Origin of the sequence: Rhodobacter sp. JA431 (assembly GCF_900217725.1) — a bacterium.
Taxonomy (GTDB): Bacteria; Pseudomonadota; Alphaproteobacteria; order Rhodobacterales; family Rhodobacteraceae; genus Rhodobacter; species Rhodobacter aestuarii.
Genome location: NZ_OBMP01000001.1, coordinates 632,965 through 647,351, shown reverse-complemented (window position 1 = coordinate 647,351; position 14,387 = coordinate 632,965). Strand labels below are relative to the sequence as shown.

Below are 14,387 nucleotides of genomic sequence, written 5' to 3'. Positions count from 1 at the left end.
CCCATTTCATGTTCGCTACTTTGCGCATCCCCCGCAACCCCCTGTTGCGGCTGTTCATTCTGTTCTCAGCTTTGTGGCTGGCAGCTTGCGAACCGATTCCCGGTGGCGGTGCTGGTCCGAGCCTTGGCGCGGGCGAAGCCGTGCCCGTGGCGCTTCTTGTCCCCTCTGGCTCGGGGGAGACGAATGACGAATTCTTGGCAACATCGCTGCGCCAAGCTGCGGAATTGGCGATTTCTGACCTCAATGGCGTGAAGATCGACCTGCGCATCTACAACACTGGCGCACAGCCCGCGCAGGCCGCTGCGATGGCGACAAAAGCCGTGGATGAGGGGGCAAAGATCATTCTAGGCCCGGTTTATTCCGGCTCTGCCAATGCGGCAGCTGTCGCGGTGGCGGATCGTGGTGTGAGCGTTCTGGCCTTTTCCAACAACACCGATATTGCGGGGGGCAACCTCTTTGTCTTGGGGCCGACTTTCCCCAATACCGCGAACCGGATGGCGTCCTTCGCCGTGTCGCAAGGCAAGCGCCGGATTTTGGTTGTGAGCGAGCAGACGCTTGCGGGCCAAGTGGGCGCCAGTGCGATCAAAACCGCCGTTGGGCGCTTTGGTGGCTCGGTCGCGGGTGAGGTGAGCTTCCCCTATTCGCAAACCGATGTGGTCAATGCCGTGCCGCAAATCGCCAGCCGTGTGAAAGCGGGCGGGGTGGATGCGCTCTTTATCACCTCCGACGCGGGCGGTGCGCTGCCGCTTTTGGCGCAGATGTTGCCCGAGCAGGGCGTGAACCCCGCCGTCACCAAATTTATCGGCCTGACCCGGTGGGACACGCCGCCTGCCGCAATGGCGCTGCCGGGGCTGCAAGGGGGGTGGTTCGCATTGCCTGATCCGAACCTTAATGAGCGGTTCAGCGCGCGCTATCAAACGGCCTATGGCTCCGCGCCGCATCCGATCGCCGGGCTTGCCTATGATGGGATCGCGGCGATTGGTGCGTTGGTGAAATCGCGCAATCCCGACCCGCTGGGCCGCGCCGCGCTGACCCAACCCTCGGGCTTTGTTGGCGTGAATGGTATCTTCCGTCTGCGCCCCGATGGCACCAATGAACGCGGCCTTGCTGTGGCTGAAATTCGTGACGGGCGGGTGGTCGTGATTGATGCGGCGCCGCGCTCTTTCGGCGGGTTCGGCTTCTAAGCCGACCGCCCAACCCAACCCGTGCCGCGAGGCCAATAGGGACATGAGGCTCACGTGAGTGACACTAAACTGATCGCCCCGGCAGATGCCGGGGCGCCCTTGCTTTTCGATACCCCCGCACTTTTGACTGCGCTTGATGCGCGGCTGACGGCAACGGATGCAAAAGGTCTGCGGGCAGAGACGGTGAAGTTCCTCTCCGAACAGCGAGAGATGGCGCTGCCGCAGATCGTGGCGGATTTCGAGACCCATCCTCGCAGCGCCGAAGCCACGGTGCAGGCCTATGCCAATATGACCGATGGGCTGGTGTGCGCGGTTTTCCACGTTGCGACCACGCGGCTGCATCCGGTACAGCCGCGGACCGCGGCGGAGAATATCTCGGTGCTGGCTGTGGGCGGTTATGGCCGTGCCGAGATGGCACCGTTTTCCGACGTCGATCTCTTGTTCCTGACGCCCTACAAGATCACCGCTTGGGCCGAGAGCGTGATCGAAAGCATGCTCTATATGCTGTGGGATCTGAAGCTGAAGGTCGGCCATTCCTCCCGCACGGTGGATGATTGCCTGCGCCTTGGCCGTGAAGATATCACGATCCGCACCGCGCTTTTGGAAAACCGCCCGATCTGTGGCGATGCGCCTTTGGCCGAAAAGCTCGACCAGACCCTGCGCAACGACCTTTTCAAATCCACCGGGCCGGAGTTCATTGAGGCGAAGCTTGCCGAACGGGCCGAGCGTCACCGCCGCCAAGGCGGGCAACGCTATGTGCTTGAGCCGAACGTGAAAGAGGGCAAGGGCGGGTTGCGTGACCTGCAAACGCTTTACTGGATCGCCAAATATATCCACGGCGTGAATGACACCGCAGATCTTGTGGGCTTGGGGGTGTTCACCGTCGAGGAATTTCGGGCCTTCCAACAGGCCGAAGACTTCCTTTGGGCGGTGCGCTGTCATTTGCATCTGATCGCCAACCGCGCCTCAGATCAGCTGTCTTTCGATGCGCAAGTGGAGGTGGCAAGGCGCATGGGGTTCAGCGACATGGCCGGCCGCCGTGGGGTTGAGGTCTTCATGCAGCATTATTTCCGCCATGCCACCCAGGTGGGGGAGGTCACGCGGATCTTTTTGACGGTGCTGGAACAACAGCACGCCAAGCCCGCCCCGGTGCTCAAGCGGCTGTTCCGTCGCCGTCGCCCGCTGATGGCGCCTTTCATCGATGACATCGGTCGGATCAATATTTCGGACCGCGATGCCTTTCTGTCGGACCCGCTCAATTTCCTGCGGATCTTTGAAGAGGCTTTGCGCACGGGGATGTTGATCCACCCTGATGCGATGCGGCTGATTTCGGCCAACCTGCGCCGCATCGACGACAAAATGCGCGAAGACAGGGAAGCCGCGCGGATCTTTCTCGATCTGCTTTTGAAGCACGGCAACCCGGAACGTGCCTTGCGGCGGATGAATGAAATGGGCGTTTTGGCCGCCTTCATCCCCGAGTTTGAGCCGATTGTAGCGATGATGCAGTTCAACATGTATCACAGCTACACGGTGGACGAGCACACGATTCAGGTGATTTCGACGCTCGCGCAGATCGAGCGCAGTGAGTTGACCGAAGATCTGCCGCTCTCGTCGCATATCTTGGACGAGGGGGTGAACCGCCGCGTGCTTTATGTGGCGCTGCTTTTGCATGACATCGGCAAAGGACGGCCCGAGGATCATTCGATCCTTGGGGCGAAAATCTCGCGCAAAGTGGCGCCGCGGCTTGGGCTGAATGCGGAAGATTGCGAAACCGTGGAATGGCTTATCCGCAACCACCTGCTGATGTCCGATGTGGCGCAAAAACGCGACCTGAGCGACCCGCGCACGATCCGCGAATTCGCCAAACAGGTGAAAAACCGCAAGCGGCTCGATCTGCTCACGGTGCTGACGGTTTGCGACATTCGCGGCGTTGGTCCGAATGTGTGGAACAACTGGAAAGCCTCGCTTCTACGGCGGTTGCATTCGGAAACCGCGCGCGCGCTGGAACATGGGCTTGAGGCGGTGAACCGTGCGCAACGCTCGGATGCCGCCAAGAAGGCCTTGCGCGAAGCGCTTGCGGATTGGGATGCCAAAGATCTGCGGGCGGAACTTGCCCGCCATTATGACCCGTACTGGCAGGGCCTGACCACCGGCACCCATGCCGATTTGGCCAAGCTCTTGCGTGGCTTGAGCGATGACGAGATTCGCATCGACCTGCATCCAGACCCGGATCACGACGCCACGCGTGCCTCTTTCGCGCTCGGTGATCACCCGGGTATCTTCTCGCGGCTTGCCGGGGCGCTGGCGCTGGTGGGCGCAAACGTCGTGGACGCGCGCACCTATACCTCCAAAGATGGCTATGCGACGGCGGTCTTTTGGATTCAGGATGCCGAGGGTCACCCCTATGAGGCCTCGCGCCTGCCGCGTCTGCGCAAAATGATCGAGCGCACGCTCAAGGGCGAGGTGGTCGCGCGTGATGCGCTGAAAGACCGCGATAAGCTCAAAAAGCGCGAACGCGAGTTCAAATTCCCGACCCATGTCACCATCGACAACGAAGGCTCGGATATCTATACGATCGTCGAGGTGGATACCCGTGACCGGCCCGGCCTGCTTTATGATCTGACGCGGGCCTTGGCGGCTTCGAACATCTATATCGCCTCTGCGGTGATCGCGACCTATGGCGCGCAGGTGGTCGACACCTTCTATGTAAAAGACATGTTCGGGCTGAAGCTGCATTCCAAATCGCGCCAAGAGGCGCTGGAAAAACGCCTGCGTGAGGCGATCACGCGTGGGGCCGAAAGGGCGGCAGAACAATCATGACACCGATCCGTTTGGTGCGCGGCTTTTTTACGGTGGGCGGCTGGACGATGGCGAGCCGCATCCTTGGCTTTGTGCGCGACGCTTGGATTGCCGCTGTTTTGGGGACGGGGCCTGCCGCGCAGGCCTTCATCGTGGCATTTTCGCTGCCCAATATGTTTCGCCGCTTCTTTGCAGAAGGCGCGTTCAACACCGCCTTCGTGCCAATGTTTTCCAAAAAGCTAGAAAGCGGCGCCGGGGCGGAGGAGTTTGCGCGCGAGGCAATGGCGGGATTGGCGACGGTCGTACTGGCCCTGACGCTCGTGGCGCAACTGTTCATGCCCGGGCTTGTCTATCTTATGGCCTCTGGGTTTGAGGGCGAGAAGTTCGATCTGACCGTCGGTTTCTCGCGGATCGCCTTCCCCTACATTCTGTTCATCTCGCTTGCTGCGCTTGCCTCGGGTGTTCTCAATGCCTCCGGGCGTTTTGCGGCGGCGGCGGCGGCGCCGGTGCTTTTGAACCTTACGTTCGTCGCGGCGCTTTGGGCGGTACCGCGGTTTGGGCTCGATCCGGGGCTTGCCATCACATGGGCGGTTCCGGTGGCTGGGGTGGCGCAGCTAGCGCTCGTTTGGGAGGCGGCGCGGCGCGCAGGTATCCGCCTGATCCCACGCTTGCCTCGGCTTTCGCCCGATATGAAGCGGCTTGCTGCGGTGGCTGCGCCGGCCATGCTTGCGGGCGGGGTGGTGCAGATCAACCTGCTCGTTGGGCGGCAGGTCTCCAGCTATTTCGACGATGCGGTGGCGTGGCTTTATAACGCCGACCGGCTTTATCAATTGCCGCTCGGCGTGGTGGCGATTGCGATTGGTGTGGTGCTGTTGCCGGACCTGTCGCGCCGCTTGCAAAACGGCGATGCCGCAGGCGCGCGGCATAGTTTCAACCGCGCGACCGAGTTTTGCCTTGCCCTCACGCTGCCCGCCGCCGTTGCGCTGGTCGTGATCGCCGAGCCGTTGACGACGGTCTTGTTTGAGCGCGGCCGTTTTGGCCCGGAAGACACGGTGGCGACAGCGTTGGCGGTGGCGGTATATGGCGTGGGGCTGCCCGCTTTCGTGCTGCAAAAGGTGCTGCAACCCTTGTTCTTTGCCCGCGAAGATACCCGCAGCCCGTTCCATTACGCGCTCGTTGCGATGGTGGTGAATGCGGTGCTCGCGGTGGGGTTGGCGTTCCTTTTGGGCTATATCGCCGCCGCGCTGGCCACCACACTCGCCGCTTGGGTGATGGTGGTGCAGTTGTGGCTTGGTAGCCGCGCGATGGGCGAAAGCGTCACGCTGGATGATGGATTGCGCAAACGTGCGCCGCGCATTGCCGTGGCCTCTGCCGTGATGGGGCTATGCCTTTGGCTTGGCGATCTGTTCCTTGACCCCGCGCTGCATATGGCAAGCTGGCGCTACTTGGCGCTTGCTGGGCTGATTGGGATCGGGATTGTCAGCTATTTCGGGTCCGGTGCGGTGATTGGTGCGTTCCGGCTGAGCGATTTTAAATCGGCGGTGCGGCGGGGCCGGTAACGGCCCCCGCCAATTTTAGCGTTTGCGCAGCTTGCGCAGCAGGTGCCGCCAGCCGCCGGGCGCGACGATGAAGCTGAGCAAGAAGCCCACGCCAAAGCCCGCGAATTGCGCGATCCAATCGGGGCGCGCACCGAAAAGCGCGCCAAAGACCAATTGCAAACCTGCCAGCATCCCGATCAACGAAAACGCCCGCATCCGGTTCGGGTCACCGGGGCCAAGCTTCATCCACAAAAGCCATGTGAAGGCGCCAATCAGCCCATAAGCGCCCGGATAGCCGCCGATCAAAAAGCCGCTGGTAAAGGGCATCAGCGCATAGACGAGCCCGCCCAAGATCGAGGCGCCCAGAAAGACCGCGGCAACGGCCCAACCGGCAAACACCTCGCCCACGAATTTGCCAATCGCGAGGGTGAATACCACCACAAAGGCCGCATGCGTCAGACTTGTGTGCACAAAGGCATAGCTGATCAGCGTCGCGAGCGGGCGCACCGACCAATCTTGCACCGCGATCATGCGCCGGAAGCTCTCTGGGTCGAAGCCCAACTGGCCTAAAATCTCATAGCGCCAGCCAATCGCGCTGGTGCCCATAACGCCCGTATTTGCCAGCGCAAAGATGATCTCAGTGACGATCATCGGCGCGACCAGTATCCAAACCACGGTGGGCAGCGGGTTGACTGGTTTTTCGTTATAGCCGTGATGCATTGTCTCTCCCTTCGGGCGCAACATTGCGCCGCGCGCCCTTTAGCGATAAGCGCTGATGGTCCGTATTTCCAGCCCGGAGCCCTATCATGACTGCCAAAGCCCTAGAAACTCCCGAAGATATCAACGCCAAGTTCACGCCGCGCATTTTTTCCGGCATCCAGCCCTCGGGCAACTTGACGCTGGGCAACTATTTGGGGGCGCTGAAGCGTTTTGCACAAAAGCAAGATGAGGGGATCGAGACGATCTATTGCTTGGTCGATCTGCATGCGATCACGGTGTGGCAAGATCCGGAAGCCTTGAAGCGGCAAACGCGTGAAGCGGCGGCAGGCTTCTTGGCCTCGGGCATCGACCCGTCGCGGTCGATCTTGTTCAATCAAAGCCAAGTGTCGGCCCATGCAGAGCTGGGCTGGGCTCTCAACTGTGTCGCGCGGATGGGCTGGATGAACCGCATGACGCAGTGGAAGGACAAGGCGGGCAAAAATGCCGAGAAGCAGTCGCTTGGCCTGTTTGCTTACCCCTCGCTGATGGCGGCGGATATTTTGGTTTATCATGCGACGATGGTGCCGGTGGGCGAGGACCAAAAGCAGCATGTGGAGTTGACGCGCGACATCGCCGCGAAGTTCAACCATGACTATGGTGTCGATTTCTTCCCCGCGCCGCTGCCGCTGATCGAAGGGGCCGCCACGCGGGTGATGAGCCTGCGCGATGGTTCGAAGAAAATGTCGAAATCCGACCCGTCGGATGCAAGCCGCATCAACCTCACGGATGACGCCGATACGATCGCCAAGAAGTTCCGCAAGGCGGTGACCGATCCCGAGCCGCTGCCGGAAACGGTGGAGGGGCTTGAGGGCCGGGCCGAGGCGCGCAACCTTGTGAACATCTATGCGGCGCTGGCCGATATGACCCCCACGCAAGTGTTGGGCGACTTTGGCGGGCAGGGCTTTGGCGCCTTCAAACCGGCTTTGGCCGATTTGGCGGTTTCGAAGTTGGAGCCGATCAGCACGGAAATGAGCCGGCTGATGAACGACCCCGCCGAGATTGACCGGATCTTGGGCGAAGGCGCGGCGAAGGCCGATGAGATTGCCCAGCCGATCTTGGCGAAAGCGCTGGAGATCATGGGGATGATCCGCTCGCGCTGAGCCAAAAGCCGGGGGCGCTGCCCCCGGACCCCCGGGATATTTCGACACAGTCGAAGGTAAGATTTGGCGGCCCCTAGAGCGATCTGGGGGCCGCTTTCAATTCGGCGCGCGGATAAAGCCGCCCCATCGCCACGCCGCGCGTGGCGTTGAGCACCATCAGCGCCGCCCAAAGCCCGTGGTTGCCAAAGGTGGGAACCAGCACGAAAAGCGCGGCAATATAGACCGCTACTGAAAAGATCATCGCATTGCGCATCTCGCGCGTAAGTGTGGCGCCGATGAAGATGCCGTCAAACATCCATGAGGCAATGCCAATCAGCGGCGCGGCGATGAGCCAAGGCAGGAAATCGCGCGCGACCTCGCGTACCATCGGGGCCGTGGTCATGAGGTCAATGATTGGTCCGCCAAAGAGCGTGAACACCACCCCAAGCGCCACTGCGCCCGCGACACCCCATTGCGCCGAAACGATGGCGGCGCGCCGCAGCCGTGCGGGGGCCCGTGCGCCCACGGCTTGGCCGACAAGGCTTTCAGCGGCGAAGGCAAAGCCATCCAGCGCGAAGGCGGTGATTTGCAAAAACTGCAACAGCACCTGATTGGCGGCGAGTTTCACATCCCCTTGCCCCGCGCCAAGGAACAAGAAGGTGGTGAAGCTGCCTTGCAAGATCACCGAACGGATCATGATATCGGTATTGACGCGTGCCATTTGTTTGAGCGGCGCGGCTGAGAAGAGCGCAGCCCGGCTAAGCCCCGCGGCAAAAGCCGAACGGGTAAGCCACAACGCTAAGGCCAGCCCGGCAAGCTCTGAGATCAAGGTGGCCCCGGCGACGCCTTGCACGCCCCAGCCAAAGCCCAAAACAAACAAGAGGTCGAGCCCAACATTCAGCCCGTTCATCGCCACTTGCAACAGCAGCACCGCGCGGGTGCGCTCCAGCGCGATTAGCCAACCGGTGAAGGCGTAAAGTGCAATGGTGGCGGGGGCGCCCCAGATGCGGATGGCCAGATATTGCCGCGCCAAAGCTTCCACCTCTTCTGAGGCGGGGGCGATTTGGAAGGCGGCCCAGAAAAGAGGCAGTTGCAAGGCGATCAGCCCGAGCCCTGCCGCCCCGGCGATAAGAAGTGCGCGCAACAGCCCGGCGGCGATCTCTTCGCTGTCCCCCTCGCCCTTGGCTTGGGCCACAAGCCCGGTGGTGCCCATGCGCAAAAAGCCAAAGATCCAATAGACCGAGGCGAGGATCACCGCGCCAATCCCGACCGCGCCAATAGGTGCCGCCGCCCCCAGTTGGCCGACAACGCCGGTATCCACCGCGCCCAAAAGCGGCACAGTGGCATTGGAGATCACGATCGGAGCCGCTATTTTTAAAACGCGGCGGTGGGTAACCTCAGACATCCGCGCTGCGGTCCGGCATCAGAAAATGCCCTGTGGCTTGGGCAAACAGCTTGGCGCGATTGTCTTGCCACGCCTCCACATGCACGGAGGCATAGCGCCGCCCAGAGCGATTTACCCGCGCGCGGGCATAGGCATCGCGCGGCAGGCCGGAGCGCAGATAATCCACAGTGAAGTCAATGGTTTTGGGCAGGCGCGGCAGTACCGGATCGGGCGCGGTCAGATCAATCCGCCCCGCTTCGATATCTTCCCAAAGCGTGGACCAGCTCAGTTCCATAATCGCGGCCACTTCCATGAACGCCGCTGTCACACCGCCATGCAGCGCGGGCAGCAATGGGTTGCCGATCAGCTTGTTGTCATAGTTCAAAACGGCGGTCAGCTCATCGCCGCGGCGTTCAAACTCAATGCCCAAAAAGCGGATATAGGGCACGCCAGAGACCAGCGCGCGCAAAGCGGCATCGCGGCGTTGTTTGACCACTTGAACGGGTTCGGGTTTCGGGCGGCTCATTGCGCACCCCCTTTCGGGCGTTCGACGGTAAAAGCCCCGGTGGCGGTGGCCACGGGCAGCCCATCTTCTTCATCATGCGCGGTGGCACGCAAAAAGGCGACGGTGCGGGTCATGTGATAGACCTCTGCGCGCGCGGTAATGCGCTGGCGGGGCGTCGCGGCGCGCATATAGTCGATCCGCAGATCAATCGTCGCGGTTCCTGCGGGCGTTTCTGGGTGGCTGATCACGGCCGCGCCACAGCAGGTATCCATCAGCGCGGAAACCGCGCCGCCATGAATCACCCCGGTGCGCGGATCGCCGACCAATTCCTCGCGCCACGGCATCGACAGCACGGCTTTGCCGTCGCCAAGGGATTCAAACCGCATTTCCAGCGCCTGCGCATGCGGGATCGCCTCGATGAATTGCCGCGCCAAAGTGAGTTTATCCGCGCTCATGCTGCCCTCCGTTTGGCAAACGATGCCGCGACGGCGCGCCAAGCGCAAGCGGATGGGGAGTTGAAGCAGCCTGTCCCAAGCGTTAGCTTCCGCGCAGACAGTCTGGATCGCCCAGGGGAGGGGGGAGACCATGGCAGATGTGCTAAGCTTTAAGGAGATGTGCGCGCGCTTCGATGTGACGCCGCGCACCTTGCGTTACTACGAATATATCGAGCTGCTTTCGCCGCAAAAGGAGGGGCGGGCGCGGTTTTATGGGCCCCGCGAAGTGGCGCGGATGACGCTGATTTTGCGCGGGCGGCGCTTTGGGTTCAGCCTAGAGGAATTGCGCCAATGGCTGCTGATCTATGATCACCAAGGCACCGAGGCGCAAAACCGCGCTTGGATCGAATTGGCGGATCGCCAGCTTGGCGTGCTGACAGGCCAACTCGACGATCTTCAAGCCGCGATCACCGATTTGCGGCAATTGCGCGACGATGTCGCGGAAACGCTTAAGGATTAGAAAGAGATACGATTGCGTAGGGCGCGGGCGCTTTCGGTCGCCCGCCGCGACGGTATGACAATGGATCGTAACGGTTTTTCCATTTTCCTGCTGTTTTCTTCCTGACATTACGTCAACGTCACTGTGACGCGACGTTACGGTGACGCGAACGTCAACTTCAAATGTAATATGGGCTCGGAAAATTCATCCGCCGCCCTACATTACCCTAAGGAAAGCATGGGGCGGCACGATGAGTGACGAACTGATGACGATCCGCGAGATGTGCGACGCCTTTGAGGTGACGCCGCGCACCTTGCGGTTCTACGAGGCGAAAGAGCTGCTGTTTCCGCAACGTGAGGGGCAGAAGCGGCTGTTTACCCGGCGCGACCGGGCGCGGTTGAAGCTGATTTTGCGCGGCAAGCGCTTTGGCTTCAGCCTTGAGGATATTCGCCAGCTTCTGGACCTCTACGACATGGGGGACCAGCAGCGCACGCAATTGGCCGAGACGCTGAAATTGGCGCGTCAACGGCTGGAGGAGATGGAGCGCCAGCGCGACGAACTCGGTCAGGCGATCGACGAGTTGGCGAAGCAGATTGCTTGGGGCGAGGAGAAGCTGGCCAATTCGGCCGAGTGATCCTGTCCCCGGGTCGGGAGAAGGGAGAGGATCATGACGAGTTACACCGCCAATGTGCGCGATATGCAATTCGTGCTGCATGAATTGCTGAAAGTGGCCGAGCAAGATGTTCCGGGCTATGCGGATATGGAGCGCGATTTCACCGAGGCTGTGCTCGATGCTGCGGGCAAGGTCTCGTCTGAGGTGCTGGCTCCGCTGAACGCGGTTGGCGATCACGAGGGCTGCGTGCTGGAAAATGGCGCTGTGCGCACCCCGAAGGGCTTTGATGCGGCCTTTGCCGCGATGAAAGAGGGCGGCTGGACCGCGCTCGATTGCAACCCGGAATATGGCGGGCAGGGCATGCCCTATGTGCTCAACTGCGCGGTGGGGGAGATGTTCGTTTCCTCCAATATGGCGTTCAACATGTATCAGGGGCTGACGCATGGCGCGGTCTCGGCGATTGAGGCGCATGGGACCGAAGAGCAGAAAACGACCTTCCTGCCGAAGATGATCGCTTGCGACTGGACCGGGACCATGAACCTGACCGAGCCGCATTGCGGGACCGATCTGGGGCTTCTGCGCACCAAAGCCGAGCCGCAGGAAGACGGCAGCTACAGCATCACCGGCACCAAGATTTTCATCTCGGCGGGCGAGCACGACTTGGCCGAGAATATCATCCACCTTGTGCTGGCAAAAGCGCCGGGCGGGGGCGAGGGCACGAAGGGGATTTCGCTTTTCATCGTGCCGAAATTCCTTGTGAACGCGGATGGCAGCTTGGGCGCGCGCAATGCGGTGAGCGCGGGCAAGGTGGAGCATAAAATGGGCATCCACGGCTCTGCCACCTGCGTGATGAACTACGATGGCGCGACGGGCTACCTGTTGGGCGATCTGCACAAAGGCATGCGCGCGATGTTTACGATGATGAACGAAGCCCGGCTGGGCGTGGGCTTGCAAGGCTATGCGGTGGCCGAGGCGGCCTATCAAAATGCGGTCGCTTACGCCAAAGACCGGCTTCAAGGCCGCGCTGTGACCGGGGCGGAAAATCCGGGGGGCGCTGCCGATCCGCTGATTGTGCACCCCGATATTCGTCGCAGCTTGATGGATCAAAAAAGCTTCCTCGAAGGGGCGCGGGCCTTCACCTATTGGGGTGCGACGCTGATCGACCGCGCGCATCTGATGCAAGATCACGATGCCGAGGGGCTGATTTCGCTGATGACCCCGGTGATCAAAGGGTTCCTGACCGACAAAGGCTTTGAAGCCTGCGTGCAGGCCCAGCAGGTCTGGGGCGGGCATGGCTATATTGAAGAACAGGGCATGAGCCAGTTCACCCGCGATGCGCGGATCACGATGATCTATGAAGGCGCAAACGGGGTGCAGGCGCTTGACCTTGTGGGCCGCAAGCTCGCCGCCGATGGGGGCAAGCCCTTGATGGCGTTTTTCGAAATGGTGAAGGCCGAATGCAAAGCGCATGAGGGCGATGCGCGGATGACGTCCTTCACCGAGGCGCTAAAGGTGGCTTCAAAACAGCTGCAAACGGCGGGGATGTTCTTCATGCAAAACGGCATGAAAAACCCCAATGCGGCGCTCTCTGGCAGCTATGACTTCATGCATATGATGGGGCATGTCTGCCTTGGGCTCATGTGGACCCGGATGGCCAAGGCCGCCTATACCGCACTTGATGGTGGCGCGACGGATATCGCGTTTTACGAGGGCAAGATTGCCACCGGGCGCTATTACATGGCGCGGCAATTGCCGGCCTGTTCCATGCATTTGACGCGGATCGAAAGCGGGGCCGACCCGGTGATGGCGCTCTCGGCGGATCAGTTCTGAAATCTTGGAACTTTGGAAATGGGGGCCGCTTTGGCCCCCATTTTGTTTTGCTGCAGTTCTTCTATCGCGGCGTGAGGGTTTCGGGTTTGCTCTGGCCTTCGGCGCGCGGCCCCCTTACGCTTGGCGCAAAGCAAGGACCGCCCAATGCCCAAACGCCTGCGCCTGACGCGCCGCTTTCCGGTGGCGATGACAAATGACGCCTATCGCAGCCTGCACCGCTTTGCCGCGGAGGCCGAGATCACGCCCGACGAGGCGCTTTGCTTTTTGTTTGAGCATTTCAACTCGGTCACGAATGCCGAAAACCTGACTGCGCGGCTGCGGCTCTTTAAGGCTGAATTGCCGGATCGAAAGGCGTAAGCGCCCCTTTTTGCTTGGCATCTGACTGCGGAGCCCCATCATCTGCCTTGCCTGCTGCGTGACGTTGCGCCACGAGGCTTGCTTGCCCCTTACGCGCACGTCAATTCGTTGCAATATGGTGGGGATCAAGCGGCGCGCGTGACGTGCCCTGACAGGATACCGGCCCGACCGGGTCAGAGGAGGAGCAATGACCGAAGCCTATATCTATGACGCCTGCCGCACCCCGCGGGGCAAAGGCCGCCGCGATGGCAGCTTGCACGAGGTGACCTCGCTCGCGCTGTCGGCGCGGCTTCTGAATGCGGTGAAGGAACGCAATGGTCTGTCGGGCCATGCGGTTGAAGATGTGATTTGGGGCAATGTCACGCAGGTGGGCGAGCAGGGCGGCTGCTTGGCGCGCTCTGCGGTGCTGATGTCTGGCTTGGATGAAGCGATCCCGGGGCTCTCGATCAACCGGTTTTGCGCCTCTGGCATGGAGGCGGTGAACTTGGCCGCGAACCAAGTGAAGGGTGGGGCGGGCCAAGCCTATATCGCGGGCGGTGTTGAGATGATGGGCCGCGTCGCGATGGGCTCGGACGGGGCTGCGATTGCCGTGGACCCGGCGCTTGCGCTGAAAACCTATTTTGTGCCGCAGGGCATTTCGGCCGATCTGATCGCCACCGAATACGGTTTTAGCCGCGAAGACGCGGATGCTTTGGCGGTGGAAAGTCAGCGCCGCGCGGCGGAAGCTTGGGCCGAAAACCGCTTTGGCAAATCCATCGTTCCGGTGCTGGATCAAAACGGGCTGACGATCTTGGGCCATGATGAATTCATGCGGCCCGGCACGACGATGGAAGACCTCGGCAAGCTCAAGGCCAGCTTCAAAGATATGGGCGAGGTGATGCCCGGCTTTGATAAGGTCGCGCTGCTCAAATACCCGCATCTGGAAAAGATTGAACACATCCACCACGCCGGGAACTCCTCGGGGATTGTGGATGGTGCGGCGGCGGTGCTGGTGGGCTCCAAAGAATTTGGCATTGCGCATGGGCTCAAGCCCCGCGCGCGCATTCGCGCCACCGCGAAAATTGGCACCGATCCCACCATCATGCTGACCGGCCCGGTGCCGGTGACCGAAAAGATCCTGCGCGACAGCGGGATGAGCATTTCGGATATTGATCTGTTTGAGGTGAACGAGGCCTTCGCCGCTGTGGTGCTGCGCTTCATGCAGGCGTTCGACGTCAGCCCCGATAAGGTCAACGTCAACGGCGGCGCGATGGCGATGGGCCACCCGCTGGGCGCGACCGGCGCGATTATCATCGGCACGCTGCTCGATGAAATGGAGCGGCGCGATCTATCGACCGGCCTTGCCACGCTTTGCATCGCATCCGGCATGGGTGCTGCCACCATCATCGAACGGGTCTGAGGGAGGA

Annotated in this window: 13 protein-coding genes; 9 read left to right on the top strand and 4 right to left on the bottom strand. The window is 61.3% G+C overall.

Translation table 11 applies throughout. From position 1 onward, the window contains the following. Window positions 1–8 precede the first annotated feature (8 nt). Genes CRO18_RS02780 through murJ form a run of 3 tightly spaced genes read left to right on the top strand, consistent with a single transcriptional unit; the run spans window position 9 to window position 5,542 of the window. On the top strand, window positions 9–1,184 hold the full coding sequence (locus CRO18_RS02780; protein WP_097080977.1) for a penicillin-binding protein activator: 1,176 nt from the start codon (window positions 9–11) through the stop codon (window positions 1,182–1,184). Window positions 1,185–1,238: 54 nt separating this feature from the next. Further along, on the top strand, window positions 1,239–4,004 hold the full coding sequence (locus tag CRO18_RS02775; protein ID WP_097080976.1) for a [protein-PII] uridylyltransferase: 2,766 nt from the start codon (window positions 1,239–1,241) through the stop codon (window positions 4,002–4,004). Continuing rightward, complete coding sequence (murJ, locus tag CRO18_RS02770) at window positions 4,001–5,542, top strand: murein biosynthesis integral membrane protein MurJ (RefSeq protein ID WP_097080975.1); 1,542 nt, start codon at window positions 4,001–4,003, stop codon at window positions 5,540–5,542. The genes CRO18_RS02775 and murJ overlap by 4 nt, the downstream gene beginning before the upstream one ends. Window positions 5,543–5,557: 15 nt before the next feature. Here murJ and CRO18_RS02765 read toward each other — a convergent pair whose 3' ends face one another. After that, complete coding sequence (locus CRO18_RS02765) at window positions 5,558–6,241, bottom strand: rhomboid family intramembrane serine protease (RefSeq protein ID WP_097080974.1); 684 nt, start codon at window positions 6,239–6,241, stop codon at window positions 5,558–5,560. Window positions 6,242–6,327: 86 nt separating this feature from the next. Here CRO18_RS02765 and trpS point away from each other — a divergent pair, with 86 nt between their 5' ends. Next, window positions 6,328–7,380: a tryptophan--tRNA ligase gene (gene trpS, locus CRO18_RS02760; RefSeq protein ID WP_097080973.1), complete on the top strand. Its 1,053-nt coding sequence runs from the start codon at window positions 6,328–6,330 to the stop codon at window positions 7,378–7,380. Between the two features lie 73 nt (window positions 7,381–7,453). Here the strand turns inward: trpS and CRO18_RS02755 are convergent, their stop codons facing one another. From CRO18_RS02755 to CRO18_RS02745, 3 genes are read right to left on the bottom strand one after another with little or no spacing between them, the layout of a single operon-like run. Next, entirely contained in the window at window positions 7,454–8,764 is a 1,311-nt protein-coding gene (locus CRO18_RS02755; RefSeq protein ID WP_097080972.1) for an MATE family efflux transporter, read from the bottom strand. Then, complete coding sequence (locus CRO18_RS02750; RefSeq protein ID WP_076485209.1) at window positions 8,757–9,269, bottom strand: PaaI family thioesterase; 513 nt, start codon at window positions 9,267–9,269, stop codon at window positions 8,757–8,759. The genes CRO18_RS02755 and CRO18_RS02750 overlap by 8 nt, the downstream gene beginning before the upstream one ends. Further along, window positions 9,266–9,703 (bottom strand): PaaI family thioesterase, encoded by a 438-nt coding sequence (locus CRO18_RS02745; RefSeq protein WP_076485210.1) that lies wholly within the window; start codon window positions 9,701–9,703, stop codon window positions 9,266–9,268. The genes CRO18_RS02750 and CRO18_RS02745 overlap by 4 nt, the downstream gene beginning before the upstream one ends. Window positions 9,704–9,833: 130 nt before the next feature. On the opposite strand from CRO18_RS02745, the gene CRO18_RS02740 reads away from it, so the two are divergent. The 5 genes from CRO18_RS02740 (at window position 9,834) to CRO18_RS02720 (ending at window position 14,380) form a co-directional block, all read left to right on the top strand. After that, entirely contained in the window at window positions 9,834–10,202 is a 369-nt protein-coding gene (locus CRO18_RS02740) for a MerR family DNA-binding transcriptional regulator (RefSeq protein WP_076485211.1), read from the top strand. A 229-nt stretch (window positions 10,203–10,431) separates the two neighbouring features. After that, on the top strand, window positions 10,432–10,815 hold the full coding sequence (locus CRO18_RS02735; RefSeq protein ID WP_170952538.1) for a MerR family DNA-binding transcriptional regulator: 384 nt from the start codon (window positions 10,432–10,434) through the stop codon (window positions 10,813–10,815). Window positions 10,816–10,848: 33 nt separating this feature from the next. Beyond that, entirely contained in the window at window positions 10,849–12,624 is a 1,776-nt protein-coding gene (locus CRO18_RS02730) for an acyl-CoA dehydrogenase C-terminal domain-containing protein (RefSeq protein WP_097080971.1), read from the top strand. Window positions 12,625–12,768: 144 nt separating this feature from the next. Continuing rightward, on the top strand, window positions 12,769–12,981 hold the full coding sequence (locus tag CRO18_RS02725) for a hypothetical protein (RefSeq protein WP_076485213.1): 213 nt from the start codon (window positions 12,769–12,771) through the stop codon (window positions 12,979–12,981). Window positions 12,982–13,168: 187 nt separating this feature from the next. Further along, complete coding sequence (locus CRO18_RS02720) at window positions 13,169–14,380, top strand: acetyl-CoA C-acetyltransferase (protein ID WP_097080970.1); 1,212 nt, start codon at window positions 13,169–13,171, stop codon at window positions 14,378–14,380. Window positions 14,381–14,387: the final 7 nt, after the last annotated feature.